The organism is Streptomyces sp. ATCC 21386 (assembly GCF_018728545.1).
Lineage (GTDB): Bacteria > Actinomycetota > Actinomycetes > Streptomycetales > Streptomycetaceae > Streptomyces.
Map to the genome: position 1 here is coordinate 8,524,861 of NZ_JAAVVL010000001.1, position 17,747 is coordinate 8,542,607.

General features: G+C 70.6%; 15 protein-coding genes and 1 tRNA gene. 3 read left to right on the top strand and 13 right to left on the bottom strand.

All coding sequences use genetic code 11. From position 1 onward, the window contains the following. Positions 1-13 precede the first annotated feature (13 nt). The 5 genes from GWK25_RS36565 to GWK25_RS36585 form a co-directional block, all read right to left on the bottom strand. The gene (locus tag GWK25_RS36565; protein ID WP_215455775.1) at positions 14-655 is read right to left on the bottom strand and encodes an IclR family transcriptional regulator; all 642 of its coding nucleotides are present in this window, start codon (positions 653-655) and stop codon (positions 14-16) included. 379 nt (positions 656-1,034) lie between these two features. Next, the gene (locus tag GWK25_RS36570; RefSeq protein ID WP_215455776.1) at positions 1,035-2,831 is read right to left on the bottom strand and encodes a DEAD/DEAH box helicase; all 1,797 of its coding nucleotides are present in this window, start codon (positions 2,829-2,831) and stop codon (positions 1,035-1,037) included. A 167-nt stretch (positions 2,832-2,998) separates the two neighbouring features. After that, complete coding sequence (locus tag GWK25_RS36575) at positions 2,999-3,379, bottom strand: type II toxin-antitoxin system death-on-curing family toxin (protein ID WP_215455777.1); 381 nt, start codon at positions 3,377-3,379, stop codon at positions 2,999-3,001. Further along, entirely contained in the window at positions 3,376-3,576 is a 201-nt protein-coding gene (locus GWK25_RS36580; RefSeq protein ID WP_037710693.1) for a ribbon-helix-helix protein, CopG family, read from the bottom strand. Before GWK25_RS36580 ends, GWK25_RS36575 begins: the two co-directional genes overlap by 4 nt. Before the next feature lie 46 nt (positions 3,577-3,622). Next, positions 3,623-5,098: an MFS transporter gene (locus GWK25_RS36585; RefSeq protein ID WP_215455778.1), complete on the bottom strand. Its 1,476-nt coding sequence runs from the start codon at positions 5,096-5,098 to the stop codon at positions 3,623-3,625. Positions 5,099-5,434: 336 nt separating this feature from the next. Between GWK25_RS36585 and GWK25_RS36590 the strand changes: the two genes are divergently transcribed. Beyond that, a protein-coding gene (locus GWK25_RS36590; RefSeq protein ID WP_215455454.1) for an IS5 family transposase occupies positions 5,435-6,243 on the top strand; the annotation gives its coding sequence in 2 pieces (ribosomal slippage) (positions 5,435-5,774 and positions 5,774-6,243; 810 coding nt in all). Positions 6,244-6,371: 128 nt separating this feature from the next. Here GWK25_RS36590 and GWK25_RS36595 read toward each other — a convergent pair. Next, positions 6,372-7,622 carry a multidrug effflux MFS transporter gene (locus GWK25_RS36595; RefSeq protein WP_215455453.1) on the bottom strand — a complete coding sequence of 417 codons (1,251 nt, stop codon included), beginning with the start codon at positions 7,620-7,622 and terminating at the stop codon, positions 6,372-6,374. A gap of 35 nt (positions 7,623-7,657) precedes the next feature. Here GWK25_RS36595 and GWK25_RS36600 point away from each other — a divergent pair, with 35 nt between their 5' ends. Next, a complete protein-coding gene (locus GWK25_RS36600; RefSeq protein ID WP_215455452.1) occupies positions 7,658-8,128 on the top strand; it encodes a MarR family winged helix-turn-helix transcriptional regulator in 471 nt (156 codons plus the stop codon). 44 nt (positions 8,129-8,172) lie between these two features. Further along, positions 8,173-8,252, top strand: a tRNA-Cys gene (locus GWK25_RS36605). A gap of 173 nt (positions 8,253-8,425) precedes the next feature. On the opposite strand, the gene GWK25_RS36610 is transcribed toward GWK25_RS36605, so the two are convergent. From GWK25_RS36610 to GWK25_RS36640, 7 genes are all read right to left on the bottom strand, one after another. After that, positions 8,426-9,547, bottom strand: a complete 1,122-nt coding sequence (locus tag GWK25_RS36610) for a hypothetical protein (RefSeq protein WP_215455779.1) — start codon at positions 9,545-9,547, stop codon at positions 8,426-8,428. A 142-nt stretch (positions 9,548-9,689) separates the two neighbouring features. After that, positions 9,690-10,823, bottom strand: a complete 1,134-nt coding sequence (locus GWK25_RS36615) for an IS630 family transposase (RefSeq protein WP_308404408.1) — start codon at positions 10,821-10,823, stop codon at positions 9,690-9,692. 36 nt (positions 10,824-10,859) lie between these two features. Next, the gene (locus GWK25_RS36620) at positions 10,860-11,192 is read right to left on the bottom strand and encodes a glyoxalase superfamily protein (protein WP_060902991.1); all 333 of its coding nucleotides are present in this window, start codon (positions 11,190-11,192) and stop codon (positions 10,860-10,862) included. A 356-nt stretch (positions 11,193-11,548) separates the two neighbouring features. Beyond that, entirely contained in the window at positions 11,549-12,136 is a 588-nt protein-coding gene (locus tag GWK25_RS36625) for an SUKH-4 family immunity protein (protein ID WP_251829204.1), read from the bottom strand. A 203-nt stretch (positions 12,137-12,339) separates the two neighbouring features. Continuing rightward, the gene (locus GWK25_RS36630) at positions 12,340-14,655 is read right to left on the bottom strand and encodes a molybdopterin cofactor-binding domain-containing protein (RefSeq protein WP_215455781.1); all 2,316 of its coding nucleotides are present in this window, start codon (positions 14,653-14,655) and stop codon (positions 12,340-12,342) included. Next, a complete protein-coding gene (locus GWK25_RS36635; RefSeq protein WP_215455782.1) occupies positions 14,652-16,661 on the bottom strand; it encodes a 2Fe-2S iron-sulfur cluster-binding protein in 2,010 nt (669 codons plus the stop codon). The genes GWK25_RS36630 and GWK25_RS36635 overlap by 4 nt, the downstream gene beginning before the upstream one ends. Beyond that, the gene (locus GWK25_RS36640; RefSeq protein ID WP_184893457.1) at positions 16,658-17,551 is read right to left on the bottom strand and encodes a xanthine dehydrogenase family protein subunit M; all 894 of its coding nucleotides are present in this window, start codon (positions 17,549-17,551) and stop codon (positions 16,658-16,660) included. Before GWK25_RS36640 ends, GWK25_RS36635 begins: the two co-directional genes overlap by 4 nt. Between the last annotated feature and the right edge of the window lie 196 nt (positions 17,552-17,747).

Genomic DNA, 17,747 nt, shown 5'->3' on the forward strand with positions numbered 1-17,747 from the left:
GGGGGCGTCCGCGTCACCGGAGCGCGTCGGCCACTTCCCGTGCCGCGTCCATCACCCGCGGGCCGACCCGCTCCGGCACCGCGTCCGCCAGCATCACCACGCCCACGCTGCCCTCGACGCCCGTCACCCCGAGCAGCGGTGCGGCGGCCCCGCTCGCCCCGGCCTCCAGCTCGCCGTGCGTGAGCGTGTACCCCGGCCAGTCCCCCGGCTGATCCCGCCCCGACAGGATGGCCCGACCCGCGGCCCCCCGGTCCAGTGAGTGCCGGAAGCCGGCCCGGTACGCCACGTGGTAGTCCGTCCACGTCGGCTCGACGACGGCCACGGCCAGCGCCTCGGTGCCGTCGACGAGTGTGAGGTGGGCGGTCGCCCCTATGTCCTCGGCCAGCGACCGCAGCGCGGGCAGCGCGGCCTCCCGCACCAACGGGTGCACCTGCCGCCCGAGCCGCAGCACCCCCAGCCCCACCCGGGCACGTCCGCCCAGGTCACGGCGGACGAGAGAGTGCTGCTCCAGGGTGGCGAGCAGGCGGTAGACGACGGTCCGGTTGACCCCGAGCTTGTTGGACAGTTCGGTGACGGTCAGCCCGTGGTCGGTGTCGGCGAGCAGCTTGAGGACGCGCAGTCCCCGATCAAGCGTCTGAGAGGTCTCCGCGGTCACGACGCCCACTCCTTCTTGGTGAGGGCGGCGACCCCTGTCACGGCTGATGCGTCACCGGTCCCGTTCGGCGACGCGCTACAGAGGCCGCCGATCGGCTGAACCCGGATGATCCGGGCGGAGTCGCTTCACGGCTGCGCTCCGCGGCGGCGCTGCCACGGGGCGTGTGCGTAGCGGGACAGTAGACGAGCGGGTTCGCTGAGCGGAAGACTCCGTCCAGAATCCGGTCAGTGACCGGTACGGACTACTTCGCTTTGTCGTGAAATATACGGGCGCACGACGCCCGCCACGCACCCCGCAGGACAGGCGCACGCCTCCCTGGAGCGCCCGTTCGGCACGCAATCCGGGGCGCCCACTCGCTACGCGCCCCGGTACGCACCCCTCACTTCATCCGGGTCGCCCACTCCTGCACCTTGGCGATCCGCTGGCGCAGCTGCCCGGCCGTGGCCTCGGCGCTCGGCGGTCCGCCGCACACCCGCCGTACCTCGGTGTGGATGACCCCGTGCGGCTTGCCGCTCTGGTGGGAGTACGCGCCGACCATGCCGTTGAGCTGTTTTCGCAGCTCGAGGAGTTCCTTGTGGGTGACCACGGGCCGCCGGTCGGCGGGCAGCTCCACGAGGTCGGCCTCGGCGTCCGGCTTCTTGCGGCTGTGCGCGATCTGCCGCGCCTGGCGCTTCTGGAGCAGCAGCTGCACCTGGTCGGGTTCGAGGAGCCCCGGGATCCCGAGGTAGTCCTGCTCCTCCTCGCTCCCCGGGTGGGCCTGCATACCGAACTCGGCGCCGTTGTACATGACCCGGTCGAACACGGCGTCGGATTCCAGCGCCTCGAACGGCAGCATGTCCTGCTCGCCGGTGTCCTCGTCCTGCTGCTTCTCCGCCTCCGCGAGGAGCTTGTCCTCCTCGGCGTACGGGTCCTCCTCGCCGGCCTTCTTCGGCTTGTCGAGGGCGTGGTCCCGCTCGACCTCCATCTCGTTGGCGAAGGTGAGCAGGTCGGGCACGGTCGGCAGGAACACGGACGCGGTCTCGCCGCGCCGCCGGGACCGTACGAACCGGCCCACGGCCTGGGCGAAGAACAGTGGGGTGGAGATGGTGGTGGCGTAGACCCCGACGGCCAGCCGGGGCACGTCGACGCCCTCGGACACCATGCGCACGGCCACCATCCACCGGTCGGTGTTGCGGCTGAACTCGTCGATACGGTCCGAGGCACCGGAATCGTCGGACAGGACGACCGTCGCGCTCGTCCCCGTGATCTCCCGGATCAGCTTGGCGTAGGCGCGGGCGGAGTCCTGGTCGGTGGCGATGACGAGGGCGCCGGCGTCCGGGATGGCCTTCCTGACCTCGGTGAGCCGCTGGTCGGCGGCGCGCAGCACGCTCAGCATCCACTCGCCGCGCGGATCGAGCGCCGTCCGCCAGGCCTGGCTGACCGCGTCCTTGGTCATGGGCTCGCCGAGGCGCGCGGCGATCTCGTCGCCCGCCTTGGTGCGCCAGCGCATGTTGCCGCTGTAGGAGAGGAAGATGACGGGCCGCACGACGTTGTCGGCGAGGGCGTTGCCGTAGCCGTAGGTGTAGTCGGCGGAGGACCGCCGGATGCCGTCCGCCCCCTCCTCGTACGTGACGAAGGGGATGGGGTTGGTGTCGGACCGGAAGGGCGTACCGGTGAGCGCGAGCCGACGGGTGGCCGGCTCGAACGCCTCCAGGCAGGCCTCGCCCCAGGACTTGCTGTCACCGGCGTGGTGGATCTCGTCGAGGATCACCAGGGTCTTGCGCTGCTCGCTGCGGTTGCGGTGCAGCATGGGCCGTACGCCCACACCCGCGTAGGTGACCGCGACCCCGTCGTACTCCTTGCTGAGCGGCCCCGCGCTGTACTCGGGGTCGAGCTTGATCCCTATCCGCGCCGCGGCCTCGGCCCACTGCTTCTTCAGGTGCTCGGTGGGCGCCACGACCGTCACCTGCTGCACGACGTGGTGGTGTAGCAGCCAGGACGCGAGCGTCAGCGCGAAGGTCGTCTTTCCGGCGCCCGGGGTCGCGACCGCGAGGAAGTCCCGCGGCTGCTCCTGGATGTACTTCTCCATCGCCCCCTGCTGCCAGGCACGCAGCTTGCTGGCGGTACCCCAGGGGGCACGGCCGGGAAAGGCGGGCGAGAGGTGGTGGTTCGAGGAGGAGGTGGCGGTGGTAGTCACGGTCTCCGGTCTGGGGGTCGAGCGGCTCGGCGGGCAGCCCGGGCGACTCGCGCAGCGACGCGGACACCTCGGCTACGTATGACAACCGGGCCACCCTACCGGCGGGGTGGTCACGCCGACGCGCTCATTCCGCCGGGCCGCCCGAGGATGGGACCGAGGTCACATCGCTACTCGGCGAGGTCGCGCAGCGCCTCGGAAATGACCTTCACCTCGTCGAGAGCGCCGGTCGAAACGGCGATGACCAGGCGCTCCGCCGCGTCGATGTCCGGCCGCAACTGCACCTCGTTCATCGCGAGGAACACGACGCAGGACACCCAGGCCGTGCGCTTGTTCCCGTCGAGGAAGGGGTGGTTGATCGCCAGCGACTGCAACAGCGCGGCCGCCTTGTCGAACAGGTCGGTGTAGGCCTCCTGTCCGAACATCGCGGCCGAGGGGCGGTGCACGGCGGATTCCAGCAGACCGGCATCGCGCACGACGACGGCCTGGTCGTCCACCGCGTGCCCGGCGATGGCCAGCACGTCCTCGGCCGAGAGGTAGACACAGCTCACTTCAGCCGCTCCAGCAGCTCGGCCCACTTGACGGTCTGCTCCTTGGCGGCCTTGCGGACCAGAGCCTCGTGAGCCGTCCTGGCCAGGTAGTCGTCCACGGCCCGCAGCAGTATGGCGTGCATGCTCGTCCCCTCCTCCTCGGCGCGCAGCTTCAGAGCTTCCGTCTGGTCGTCGCGGAGACGCAGGTTCATAGCCATACCAAAACGGTACCACCGGGTGGGGTCACATCGGTACCAGATTCAGCTAGCGGGCCCGCAACCGCGTGGTCACCCAGGCCCCCACCAGCGCCACCCCCGCCATCGGCAGGAACACGGCGACGAAGGCGGCCGGGTGGGACGCGGCTTCGGTGGCCGTGGTGGCCGTGTGCCCCACCGCTCCCCCGCCCAGCGCGGCGAACGCCGCGCCGCCCGCCGCGAGGAGCAGCGCGTTGGTGAGACCGTCGGAGATCTGGAGCGAGGCGGAGTTGGTGCCGGCCTCCTCCGGGGCGGAGAGCTGGAGCAACAGCACGCTGGTGGAGGAGATCACGAGCCCCATCCCGAAGCACCCGAACGCCCAGGCGACGGCCACGGTCCACACCGGGACGGAGTCGACCAGCACCCCCGGCAGCGTGGTGATCGCCGCCGCCACCAGCACCATCCCCACCGTCATCAGCCGCTCCCGGTACGGCTCCACCCGCGCCCGGGCCTGCACCCACGACCCCAGCGCCCAGGTCGCCCCGCCGGCCGCCAGCGAGAACCCGGCGAGCGTCGGCGACAGCCCCCGCTGGGTCACCAGCATCAACGGCACGAACGACTCGGCCGCCACGAACGAGCCCGCCGCCACCCCGCGCAGCAGCACCACCGACGGCAGCCCCCGCACCGCCCGGTACGTCCCCCTCGGCAGCAGCCCCGCCACGGCCGGCACGAGGAGCGCGACCCCCACGACCGCCGGCCCCAGCGACCACCACCGCGGATCCTGAGCCGCGTACTGCAGCAGCCCGGCCCCGAGCGAGATACCGAAGGCGAGCCGGATACGCCGGCGGTCGGAGGAGGGGGCGGCGGTGGCGGAGGCCACCCGGCCGGACGCGGCGGTGACCGGCCCTGACGCGCGCCGTCGTATCTGCGGCAGCGCCAGCCCCAACGGCAGGACCACCAGCGCCGGGATCCCCAGGAACACCCACCGCCAGCCCAGTTGCTCCGTCACCGCGCCTGACGCGAGCGGGCCGACCACGGAGGGGATGACCCAACTGGCCGCGAAGGCCGCCATGATCGAGGGCTGGAGCCGCTCCGGGTACGCGCGCCCGACCACGACGTACAGCGCGACGATCACCAGCCCGCCGCCGAGGCCCTGGACGGCCCGCCCGAGGATGAAGAGCCACATCGCACCGGCCGTCCCCGACAGCACGAGCCCGGTCGCGAAGGCACCGATCCCCGCCGTCAGCGCCCCCAACGGCCCCCGCCGGTCCGCCCACTGACCCGCCAGCACCATCCCGAACAGGCTGGTCGTGAAGTACGCCGAGAACGCGAACCCGTACACCGGGATCCCGTCCAGCTCACGGGCCGCGACCGGCATCGCCGTACCGACCGCCATGGCTTCGAACGCGATCAGCAGCACGACCGAGACGATCCCGACACTGAGCCCTCGGTAGGAGCGGCTCAGCACGCTCTCCTCCCCGTCGGTGACCGGCATCGGGACAGGGCTCTGCGTGACACCAGCGCCACGCGGTTCGGAAGCGGCCATGCGAGCCAGCGTAAGGGGCACAACAGACTTTCGCCCCTGTCCAAAGCCCCCCGTCCCCCAGGACCTTGGTCGTACGACCCCCGGTGCGCCCGCCCGTACGCCCGCCCAGCACCCCCTTCATGAACGGCGTATGGCAGTCCCGTTGCAGCACCCCCGCCGCTCTTGAGCCCCCGCCCACCCCCCCGCCTACGGTCGACACATCGAGTTCGGAGCGACAGGGCCCCACGGGCCCCCGCCCCCAACCCGGCCGTGTGCCCGAGTGGCTTACTGGTCGTTTCAGAATGAGTTGAGTCGCGGGTCTTGTGCTCGCCGATCTTGGTCGGCAGGGTGTCCGGAGTGCGTGCTGATCTTGTTCCTGACGACCTGTGGGAACGGGTGGCCCCGCTCCTGCCGCCCGCTCCCGAGCGGCGCCATCGCTACCCCGGGCGGTTGCGCATTCCCGACCGAGTGGCACTCGCTGGTGTGATGTATGTGCTGCGGACCGGTGTCGCATGGCGTGACGTCCCCGCGGAGACGGTGGGCTGCTCCGGGGTGACGGCCTGGCGCCGGCTGCGGGACTGGACCGAGGCGGGTGTATGGCCGCGCCTGCACGCGGCCCTGCTGACCGAGCTGCGCCGTGCCGGCCTGCTGGACCTGGATGACTGCTCCGTAGACGGGTCGCACGTCCGGGCACTCAAAGGGGGGACCACATCGGCCCCTCACCCGTCGACCGCGCCCGCCCCGGCTCCAAGCACCACCTGATCGTCGACCGCCACGGAACCCCGCTTGCTGTCACGCTCACCGGCGGCAACCGGCACGACATCACCCAGCTCCTGCCGCTGCTGGACGCCGTTCCGCCGATTCGGGGACTGCGGGGCCGCCCCCGCCGCAGGCCCCGGCGCCTGTATGCCGACCGGGGCTACGACTTCGACAGGTACCGCCGCCTGCTGTGGAGGCGCGGCATCAAGCCGTTGATCGCACGACGCGGCGTCGCCCACGGTTCCGGACTGGGCAAGGTGCGCTGGGTGGTCGAGCGTGCCTTCGCCTGGCTGCACCAGTTCAAACGGCTCCGCACCCGATACGAACGACGCGCCGATCTCCACCAGGGCCTGCTCGAACTGGCCTGCAGCCTCATATGCCTGCGCCGCCTACGTGCCTCATCCTGAAATGATCAGTTGGCTGTCCGTGCTGATTCCGGCGGCACCGGAACTCACGAATGTCGAGATCAGCCCGCGCTCGCTGGTCCCGAACGCACCGACATCTAGCCCCGGAACTCCGGAAATGAGCATGTGTTTCACGTACGGCGGGCATTGAGAACGGCCAGCGCGGCTGCGGCGCAGATGGCCATGGTGGTGCCCATGGCGACTGCGGTGACCTGGCCGGGCAGGCTCATGGCGGAGGCGGCGAGGCCGCCGACGAGGAATTGCAGTAGTCCTTGCAGGGAGGAGGCGGCTCCGGCGGCGGAGCCGTGGCCGCTCAGTGCCAGGGATGTGGCGTTGGCCAGCACGATGCCGAGCATGGACACCACCAGGAAAAGGCAGGTCAGCAGCAGCGGTAGCGGGAGGCCTAGCACGGCGCAGGTCAGGACGCCGGCGGAGCCGAGGGTTGCCACGGTCAGACTGACGCGCAGCAGGGTGTGCTCGTCGGCGGCGCGGCCGACGAGCCAGCCGCTGACCTGCCCGAGCAGCACGATGCCCAGACCGTTGAGGCCGAAGACGAGGCTGAACTGCTGGGCCGTGAGCCCGTAGGCGTCTTGCAGGACGAACGACGATCCGGAGATGTAAGCGAACACGGCGGCGAACATCAGTGCCGCGGCGAGCACGTACCGCAGGTAATGGAGGTCGGTGACCAGCGTCCGGAAGGTCCGCAGCGTCGCGCGCAGGTGGGCCGGCGCCCGCTTAGCGTCCGGCAGCGACTCGGGCAGCGCGAAGACGACCGCAAGCAGCAGGACGGCGCCGACGGCGGCGAGCACCAGGAACACCGCGCGCCAGGTGGTGAGCGTCAGCAGTTGGCCGCCGATGACGGGCGCCACGACCGGGGCGACGCCGTTGACGACCATGAGGGTGGAGAAGAACCGGGTCATGGCGGTGCCGGAGAACAGGTCCCGCACGATGGCCCGCGCCAGGACCGTGCCCGCGGCCGCACCCAGCGACTGCAGTATCCGGCCGGCGATCAGGTAGCCGACGGTGGGCGCCAGCGCGCACCACAGCGACCCCGCCAGGTACAGCGCCATACCGGCAAGCAGCGGGCGGCGCCGGCCCCATGCGTCCGACAGTGGACCGACGATTACTTGGAAGAGGGCCAGGCCGACGACGAACGCCGTGAGGGTCATCTGAACCAGCGGCGCGCTGGTGTGCAGCTGGTGGGCCATGCTCGGCATGGCGGGTAGGTACATGTCGATCGTGAGCGCACCGAAGGCGCTCAGCGAGCCGAGCAGCAGTGCCAGCCGCGCCCGGCGCCCCAGGTTCACCGGCTTCGGGACGTCGGTGCTCTCCGCCGTCGCGACCGTCTGCCGATCTTGCGCATCATCATGAGTTATGGGCATATAATTATGGTGACATAACTCAGTAGGATGGTGCCATGCCCCGCGACACAAAAGACGCCGTCGGCGCGGACGCCGGTGGCCCGCTCGCCGACCTCGCCGACCTGATCCTCAACGTCGGCCGGCTGGTGCGTGCCCGGACCCCGGAAGGCCCGCAGGTGGTGACGCTGACCGAGACCGAGCGGCAGGTGATGCGGGTCGTCGACCTGTACCCCGGGGCCGCGCCGAGCGAGATCGCCCGCCGCACCCGGCTGCAGCGCACCAACGTCAGCACGGCGCTGCGCAGCCTCGAGGGCAAGGGGATGGTTTCCCGCGCCGCCACCAACGGCCGCGGCATCGCCGTGCGCCCGACCGAGCGCGCGGCGGCCAACCTCCGGGTGCTGCGCGCCGCCTGGGCACAGGAGCTCGCCGTTATCCTGGGCGACGACCTCGACACGGTCCGGAAATGCACCCACCTGCTCAGCCACCTGGAACAGCGGCTCACCGCCGACGACCAAGGCGGTCCATGACCAGGGTCGTCGAGCGGGCCTGGCCTGGCTCCACCAGTTCAGACGACTGTGGCTCATTCTGAAACCATCAGTTAGGGACTCGCCTGCAAAGCGAGTTACGCGGGTTCGATTCCCGCCACGGCCTCTGACGTCTGACCAGGAAAAACAGAAGGGCGGCACCCATCGAGGTTGCCGCCCTTCTGATCCGTCCGTCTCATTTCTCGTCTCAGTTGCTTCCTGCAGATACGACTCAGCCGCACGAGGGAGCCAACTGATGGTGACCTCATACCTGCAGCCGCCACATCAAGGGTCGTGGGGTCATGAGGCAGCCCCTCCCGCTTGGCCACTTGGGGTCGGTCCGCCAGGTTGCTGGGACTGCTGCACCATGCTGTCTCTAGACGAGCGCATCAGGGAACGATGGCTGAACCCTAGGCTCTTGCTGCCCCAGAGGGCAGCTGGGCCGATGAGAAATACCAGTGCGGCGGGGACTGTCGCAGTGGGAGGGACCCCAAGGCTCGTCGCGATAACGACGAATGCTGCCGCGACTGACGCACCGACGATAACGATCCATGCGTCTTTGCGGCGACTTTCAGGGATCGAGTGCGCCAAGACGGCATCATTCACCACGAGTTGATCTTCGTCAAGCAAACCCTGCCACCGCTGTTCGGCAAGTCGAGCTACGAGGACTCCGACGATTTGCGCAAGCTCTTGACAGGCAGGCGCACCTCGCTTAAGAACTTCCGCACTAGCCGAATGGAGCGCCTGCTGCACTTGCAAGACATGCTGTTGCACGTCCTTCTTTCGCTGGTCCGTCATTCCCGGATAGCCCGCGAGCGCAAAGCTTCCAAGCGCCTTACTGAGAACTGCCACCTCTTGATCCAAGACCAGCGGGGTCGACCGGCCCCTGGGCAGTTCGGCGCACAGAGCGAGGCAGCGAACAGCGAGAACGTACGCCCACGCGAAGCCTTCCTCTCGCATAAAAACGAGAGAAGCGGAACGCGTCATAAAGAAAAAGATCAGAAAAGAAATAAACCCTCCGATAGAGATGGGGGCCATCCCCCAAGGGTCACTCTCCTCGACCGCAGACAAAGAGAAGAGCGAAAACTCAAGAAGAATCACCGAGAAAAGCGCGGAACCTTGTACCCATATCATTACCCTATCGCGCGCTTTTGCTTGCGACTTATACAACCGCTGCACTTCTTGCAGATTCAGAGTGGGCCGAACCTCAAAGTATCTTGCAGCAGCTACAGCTTTTCTCGGATTTCCTTGCAATGCACTCTTGAGCCTGAGTGACTTAGCCAGAGTATGTGGCTGATTCTTCTTACGCCACGGCCGATACAGGCGACCCATGCGGATCGCAATGAACGCAAAACTCCACGCTCCTGCCGGCAGAAACACTAGCCCGAGAATGAAGCGTGTAGCCGTTTCCTTCCACTCCAACTTTCTACCCCCTTGCCCAACTAGCCCTGCTCCACGACATCCTAGCTAGAAGACCGCCGCAGAAAGGACATGTGGCTCAGTGCGCCAAACTTGGTGCACTGAGCCACGTCTTCACTCCCAGATAAGCCCATCTAGTGCCGCATCAGGCAACGTTTGCCCTGTCGACGACCTCGCGGAGGCGTTCGTCGGCGGCGTGCCTGTTCCGCCAGATGATGTAGCGGCGGATCATGCTGCCCTGCTCCTTATGGTTGGCGTGGTCGGTGCCGTCGAGGGTGAAGTAACGCAGGGCGGTGAACTGGGCCTCGATCCGGTTCAGCCACGAGCTGTTGGTGGGGGTGTAGGCGAGCTCGACATTGTTCGTGGTAGCCCAGGTGCCGACTCGCTGGCACTTCTTCGTGGTCAGGTGCGGGGAGAAGTTGTCACAGACGATCGCGATACGGACCTCGGGCGGGTAGAGGGTGCGCAGGTAGCGGCAGAACTCCAGGAATTGGGTGCGCTTCTTGACCGGCTTGATGTGGCCGTAGAGCTTGTCCTTGGCCAGGTCCAGGGCGGCGAACAGGTGCCGCACTCCGCCGTAGCGGTTGTAGGTCGCCCGCCGCCTGCGGCGGGGTTCGCGGTCGGGGTCCTTGTGCCTGCCGCCGCGTTCGGCCCACTGCCGGCCCGGGTGGGGCATCAGGTTGAGCGGGCCGAACTCGTCCATGCAGAAGACGACTTCGGGCTCGCCCGCCTCCGGTATCACCTCGCCGTCGGCGATCGCGTAGAGGTGTTCGACACGGGCCTTCTTGGCCGCGTAGTCGGGGTCGCGGGAAGCCTTCCAGGTCTTCAGGCGTTGAAAGGAGACGCCTTCCTCGCGGAGCACGATGCGCAGGCCCTCGTGGCTGATGTCGTCGACCACCCCCTCAGCAACCAGGAAGTCCGCCAACTTGGTCAGGCTCCAGGTCGAGAACGGAAGGCCGTGCTCGGCCGGCCTGGACTTGGCGATCTTCTTGATCTCGCGACGCTCGGGCAGGGTGAAGGTCTTCGGCCGGCCGCCCTTGTACTTCGGATACAGGGAGTCAAAGCCGTCGGTGTTGAAGTTGTGGATCACATCCCGGACCCGGTCCGCGCTGGTGAACGTCACTTCGGCGATCTTCGCCACCGGCAGGCCCTGGGCGGACAGCAGCACCATCTGGGCCCGCCGCCAGGTCACCACAGACCCGCTGCCACGGCGGATGATCCGCAGAAGCCGCCTGCCCTCGTCATCGTCGATCTCGCGCACGCGTACTCGCTCAGCCACCAGCACAGCTTCCCTGCCGAGCACTGCCGGCGAGGGTCATTCCGTCGGCGTGCCGATCCGAAGCCGGTTGCCGTCAGGGTCGCGCAGCTCAATCTCGCGCGCCCACGGAGCGTCCTTCGCCTGCACACCGAACTCGGAGGCGATGGCCTCGACATCACGAACGCGGAGGTAGACCAACGTGTCGGGGCGGGCGTCTCCCTTGTGCTCCGACAAGAACAACCGCACCCCGCCCCGGGCGACCTCGACGAACGCGGGAAGTCCCGGTTCGAAGCGGTGTTCCCACTGCTTGGCGAAGCCCAGTCGCTCATACCACGCGACCGCCGCAGCAGCGTCCTCGACGCGAAGAATGGGAATGACTTCCTCGTCCATGGCGCCATCGTCGCAGACCGCCCAGGGCGAACGTTGCCTGATGCGGCACTAGCAACGGACAGACGCTCACGTCTCAGTGACGCCTCCGCCCGGCCGTCTCAGTTTCCGTCTCGTTCATCCTCGTACACGACCATCCGGAGGCGTTCGTCACGCTGCCACAGCCCCAACGCCCGGACGGCAATGAACGGCAATGAACGCGTCCGGATCACGCTCTGACCAGCACGGACAAACCTGCAAAGCGAGGTACGTGGGTTCGATTCCCGCCACGGCCTCCCTACGGCGACGGGCCGACCGCTTCTCCAGCGGTCGGCCCGTCGTCGTGTGGCACGGCGGCCTCGCGGCCCGGCCCGGCAGGGTCAGAACTCCGCGCACGCCTCGTTGCGCAGGCGGTCCACCCAGCAACCCGTGGCCGTTTTCTCGTGCTTCTCGCGGTTGAGGAGCCAGAGGGTGAAGGCGAGGGTGGAGAGGTCGGCATCGAGGGGGCAGAGGGCCGACTCGGGTTCGCTCCAGTTGAGGACCGCGCCGGTGGTGCCGTCCACCACGACGCTGTTGCCCTCGACGAAGTGACCGAGGCGGATCAAGTGGGCCGCTCTGGAGGGGAGTCGGTCGGGGGTGAGCGCGTCGGCGCGCTCGTGCGCGTAGTACTCGGCGAGGGTCGGCAGCGGGATGTCCGTGTCGAGGTGGAAGAAGCCGTGGTCCTCGGGCAGACCCATGTTCCGCAGGAAACGGCGGGTCGGCTCGTGGGTGAGCGTGGCCGGGAAGTCGAAGTCCTCGAAGCGCCACACCCTGCTCTGGCCGAACTCCTCGTCCAGCAGCCGGGCCGGCAGGTCCAGCGCCAGTCCGGAGCGGGTGACCGGGCCTCCGGTCAGCACCGCCATGTCGTTGGAAAGGGTCGGATCGCGCAGGTCGTTCAGGTCCGTCAGGCCCATTGTCCCCATCGTCATTGTGTTCATGGCTCCCCCCGGCACGTGGTTCTCGGCGTGCGTCCCCCAGCGGCGGGGACCACCGCACCGCCGAACGGTCGCCGAACGGTCGTCGTCCCCACTTCCAAGAACCTTACGCCGCCCCACTGACAACACCGGCCGTACGCGCGAACACGCACCTCAAGGGCGGTGCAGGAGGCGGCTCGCAGCCGCCTCGCCCGGCCCTACGCCCCCGTCACCACCGCCGCCTGCGGGCGGATCGGCAGCCGGTTCACGGGGCGTCCCGTGGCCGCCCGTACCGCCGCCGCGATGGCCGCCGGCGAGGTCACCACCGGCACCGCGCTGGCCGCCTTCGCGCCGAAGGGGGCGACGACGTCGCGTTCCTCCACCAGCTTGACGAGCCGGATGTCGGGGACGTCGAGGGCGGTGGGCAGGGCGTATCCGGTCAGGTCGGGGTGGCGGACCAGGCCCCGGGGGGTGCGCAGGTTCTCGGTCAGCGCGATGCCGACCCCCTGGGTGACACCCGCCTCGATGCGCGCGGCGAGCTGGTCCGGGTTGAGGATCCGGCCCACGTCCTGGGCGACCGCCAGCTCCACGACCCGTACGGAACCGAGTTCGATGTCGACGTCGACGACCGCGCGGACCGCGCAGAACGCGAGCCCCACGAACGCGTCGCCCTGCCCGGCCTCGTCCAGCGGTTCGGTGGGGTGGGGGCGGCACTGGGCGGTGGCCCAGAGCTCCTTGCCGTCCATCGCCTCCGCGACCGTGGTGGACAACACACCGTCGTACGACGTGATCTTGCCGTCGGTGATCTGCAGCAGCTCCGTGGACATGCCGAATTTGTGGGCGAGGGGTTGCAGCAGTTGCGTGCGGACCATCTTCGCCGCCCGCTCCACCGCGCCGCCCGAGACCCACGTGTGGCGGCCCCGGCAGCTCGGACCGGCCGGCGGCTGGTCGGTGTCGACCTGGGCGATGTGCACCTCGTCGATGCCGAGGGTCTCCTGGACGATCTGCCGGGCGAGGGTGGAGAAGCCCTGGCCGGTGTCGACGGCGGCACACAGCACGGTCGCGATGCCGTCGTGGACCTTCACGGTGGCCGTGGAGACCTCGTCCGCGCCCTCGGCGCCGAGCATGTGGACCATGCCGAGGCCGTAGCCGACGCCGCGCCGGACGGCTCCCGGCTCGCCCGCGCCCTCGGGGCCGCCCGGGAGCAGCCACTCCTCCTCGGGGGTGTCCTTGGGCAGGGCGGGCAGCGGGAACTCCTGGACGGCCTGAAGGAGTTCGGCGACCGGCGCCGGGCAGGTCACCGACTGGCCCGTCGGCAGCATGTCGCCCGTGGACATCACATTGCGCATGCGCAGGTCCGCCGGGTCGATGCCCAGCTTCTTCGCCAGCTTGTCCATCTGCGCCTCGTACGCGGCGCAGACCTGCATCGCACCCTCGCCGCGCACATGGCCGGAGGGCGGGTTGTTGGTGCGGACCGCCCAGCCCTCGATGAAGGCGTTGGGGACGACGTACGGGCCGCAGGCGAAGGAGACGGCGGCGGCCAGCGCCTCCGAGGAGGTGTCGGCGTACGCGCCGGCGTCGAGCAGGATCTGTGCCTCGACCTTGACGAGCTTGCCCTCGGCGTCCGCGTGGTGGCGGTAGCGCAGCAGGGTGGGGTGGCGGTGCGCGTGGCCGAGGAAGGACTCCTCGCGGGTGGCCGTCAGCTTCACCGGGCACCCGGTCTTCAGGGCGAGCAGTCCGAGCGGGAGCTGGAAGCCCTGGTCCTCGCGGTCGGCGGTGGCGCCGGGGACACCGGTGACGACGATCTTGACGCGGTCGGGCGGCAGGCCGTAGCAGGCGGCGGCCGCGTCGCGGTCGGTGTGCGGGTCGGTGGAGGCCACGTACAGCTCGACGCCGCCGTCGGGGCGGGGCACGGCCAGGCCGGCCTCGGCGCCGACGGGGGCCGGGTCCGCGCGGCCGATGCGGTACTGCCCCTCGACGACGACCTCGCCCGCCGCGTTCGGGTCGCCGTGGCGCAGCGGGATGTGGCGGATGAGGTTGCCGTCGGGGTGCAGGGGCTCGGCCTCGAAGGCCTGCTCCGGGTCGATCACCGGGTCGAGGACCTCGTACTCGACGATGACGGCGGCGGCGGCCATCCGCGCGGTGTCGGGGTGGTCGGCGGCGACGGCCGCGATGGGCTCGCCGTGGTGGCGTACGACGTCGGAGGCGAACAGGGGCCGGTCGGCCTTGCCGCGGCCGTGCAGGGCGACGCCCGGCACGTCCTCGTGGGTGACGACGGCCCGTACGCCGGGCATCTCGCGGGCGTGGGTCGTGTCGATGGACACGATGCGCGCGTGCGGGTGGGGCGAGCGGAGCACGGCGGCCCACAGCAGGCCCTCGGCCCACAGGTCGGCCGCGTACGGGAAGGTGCCCTCCGACTTGGCCCGGGAGTCGGCGGACGGCAGGGACGCGCCCAGGCCGTGCGGCAACTGCTCGGGGGCGGGCGCGGTCTCGCCGGGGCCCGTGGGCGTCGCGATGACGGTTTCGTTGCTCACGCCTGGCCTCCGTCCTGGCCGAACGACCGGCCCTGACCGTCGTACGAGTCGTCCTGACCGCCGTACGAGTCGTCCTGACCGCCGAAGGACTGCCCTTGGCCGCCGTAGGTGTCGCCCTGCCCGGCGAAGGACTGGCCCTGACCGCCGTAGGTGTCGCCGCCACCGCCGTACGACTGGTCCTGACCGAAGGACTGGTCCTGCCCGCCGTACGACTGGTCCTGGCCGCCGAACGACTGGCCCTGACCGCCGTAGGTGTCGCCGCCACCGCCGAACGACTGGTCCTGCCCGCCGTACGAGTCGTCCGGGCCGGTGAACGACAGCCCCTGGCCGCCGTAGGACCGGTCGGCGTCGTGCGGGGCCGGTGCGGGTGTCTGCTGGGCGTCGTACGCGGCCGGGTTGACGCCGCCCGCGCCGGGGCCCGCCTGATGCGGGATGCGGGCCTCTTCGGTGTCCGCGGCGGCCTCGTTCTCGGCGGCCGTGTGCGCCTCGCGCTCGGCGACGACGTCACGGACGGCCGCGAGGACGCCCCGGTAGCCGGAGCAGCGGCAGAGGTTGCCGCAGAGCGCCTGGCGGGTCTCCAGGTCGGTGGGGGCGGGGTTGCCCTCCAGGAGGTCGTGCACGGTCATCGCCATGCCGGGCACGCAGAAACCGCACTGCACGGCACCGCACTTGGCGAGGGCCCGCTGCACGTCGGAGGGCCGACCGTCGGCGGCGAGGCCCTCCACGGTGCGCACCTCGCTGCCGGCGGAGGTGACCGCGGGCACCAGGCAGGACGCCACGAGGCGGCCGTCGACCTGCACGTTGCAGGCGCCGCACTCGCCCTGCGAGCAGCCGTCCTTGGCGCCGGCCAGGCCGAGCCGCTCGCGCAGCACGTAGAGCAGCGACTCGCCGATCCAGGCGTCGCTGACGGGCCGCTCCGTGCCGTTGACGCGCAGGACGTAGGAGGCGAGGGGGTGGTCGTCGTGCGGGGGCGGCGTCGGGGCGGCTTCCTCGGCCGCTGCCGGGTCGCCCTCGGTCCCCGAGGCCTCGGCGGACCGGGCGCGGTCCGTGGGCTCGGCGGCCCCGGTGGCCCCCGGCGCGTCGGCGCCCGTCTCCGGCTTCTCGGTCCGCTCGGGGCCCGAGGTCTCCGCGTCGGCCCCGGCGGCCGGCCCAGCGGGCTCCTGGGCGCCTTCCGGGGCCTCCTCGGCGCTCTCCGAACCCTGACCGGCGTACGCGCCCCCGGAGCCCTCAGAAGCCCCGGAAGCCGCGGCGGTCGCCGCAGTCGCGGAGGGCTCACCGGACGCGTCCGGGGCCGCGCCTGGCGCGCTCCCGCCCGTCGCGGGCCCTTCGGGCCGGCGTTCCTCGGCCGGGTGCTCCTCGGCCGGGTGCCCCTCGGTCCGGGCGGGGGGCGGCGGCGCGGTCCACGCCGTGCCGATCTCCTCCGTCGCCCAGGGCGCGGGCGCACCGCCCGGGAGCGTGGCGGGCGGGGTGCCGCCCCACTGCTCGACCAGGGCCGAGGTGCTGAACTCACCGGATTCGTCCGGAAGATCGCCACCAGCGACCGGAATCGACCACTCACCGGTCACATCGTGACCGGGAGCGGTGCCCTCCGGGGCGGCCGGCTCCTCGAACGTCCACTGCCCGGTCGAGCCGGGGTTGTACGTGAACCCGTGCTGCGTGGGCGGCGAGGGCTGCCCGGCGTTCGGGTCGTGCCACTCGGCGCCCCCGGCCGGCATCGTCCAGGTGCCCGGGACGGACGGGTCGGTACCGGCGGTGTGGGCCGTGTCACCGACCTGCCCGGGGTGCACCGGAACCGGGTTGACGGAGTTCGTCGCTATCTGCGGCGGCACGTAGCCGTGGCCGGGCGCGGCCAGCGGGCTGTCGGCGGCGAGCAGCGCGTCGATGCCCCCTTCGGGGAGCTGGACGAACGTGGTGGCGCCGTCGTCGTAGTCGCCCTGCGGCAGCCGCTCCCAGCCGCCCTGGCCCCCCTGCTGCGGGGTGCCCTCTCCGTGCTGGTCGTCGGTCACGACAGTGCCCTCCCCAGTGCTCGTCGGGCCAGCGCGGCGACGGTGCGCCGCAGGTGCAGTACGGCGGGCGGAAGCGGTGCCACGGATCCGTCCACCTCGGGGGCCGGGTCCGGGATGCAGGCGGCGGCCACGTACTCGCCGAAGGCCTGGAGCGCCTCGGGCACCAGGGTGCGCTCGCCGTCCCAGTCGATCAGTTGGCCGACCCACGCCTCCGCGTCCAGCGGGCGCAGCGGCATCGGCGCTATGGCTCCGACGGCGCACCGCACCCCGCGCCGGGCGGGGTCGAGGACGAGGGCGACGGAGGCGACCGCGCGGCCGGGGCCGGTGCGTCCGGTGGCTTTCAGGAAGACCTGGGGGGCGTGCAGCAGCGGCACGCGCACGAAGCCGATGAGTTCACCGGGTCGCAGCATCTCCATGCCGGCCAGCAGGTGCGAAACGGGCATCTCGCGGCGGGCCCCGCCCGGCCCCGCGATGATCAGCGTGGCCTCCAGGGCGGCGAGCACGGGCAGCGCGTCCCCCGTGGGGGCGGCCGTCGCGATGTTGCCGCCAAGGGTGCCGGCGTTGCGGATCTGCGGTGGTCCGGCGGCGCGCGCGGCTGCGGCGAGCGCCGGAATGAGCGCCGCGAAGTCCGGGCGCCCCATCCGGGCGTGCGTCAGTCCCGCCCCCAGGAGGGCATGCCCGTCCTGGTACTGCCAGCCGCGGATCTCGCTGATCCGGCCGAGGCCGACCAGCGCCGCGGGCCTGAGCTGCCCGGAGTTGACCGCGGCCATGAGGTCCGTGCCGCCCGCCACCGGAACCGCCCAGGGCATGGCGGCGAGGGCCGCCACGGCCTCGTCCAGCGAGCCGGGCAGGGTCACGGCCTGCGCCGCCTGCGGTGCGTGCGTGGTCAAACCGGCTGCCCCTTCCCGCTGCCCCACCTGGTCCCCGCCTGTGTTGCCGTACGGTACGTGCTGACAGGGCGGACGTGGCAACTCTGGCACATTCTCGCGAGGCCCGAACGCGGGGGTCCGCTAGGAGGCATTCGCCCGCCTCACCCGAGAGATGGTCCGATTTGATACGGAACCACCCATAGGTGCGCATCGACTC

Coding starts and splice junctions, on each gene's coding strand:
- GWK25_RS36580 (WP_037710693.1), bottom strand. CDS start 3,576: ATGGCTATGAACCTGCGTCTCCGCGACGACCAGACGGAAGCTCTGAAG.
- GWK25_RS36585 (WP_215455778.1), bottom strand. CDS start 5,098: ATGGCCGCTTCCGAACCGCGTGGCGCTGGTGTCACGCAGAGCCCTGTC.
- GWK25_RS36595 (WP_215455453.1), bottom strand. CDS start 7,622: ATGCCCATAACTCATGATGATGCGCAAGATCGGCAGACGGTCGCGACG.
- GWK25_RS36600 (WP_215455452.1), top strand. CDS start 7,658: ATGCCCCGCGACACAAAAGACGCCGTCGGCGCGGACGCCGGTGGCCCG.
- GWK25_RS36620 (WP_060902991.1), bottom strand. CDS start 11,192: ATGGACGAGGAAGTCATTCCCATTCTTCGCGTCGAGGACGCTGCTGCG.
- GWK25_RS36625 (WP_251829204.1), bottom strand. CDS start 12,136: ATGACGATGGGGACAATGGGCCTGACGGACCTGAACGACCTGCGCGAT.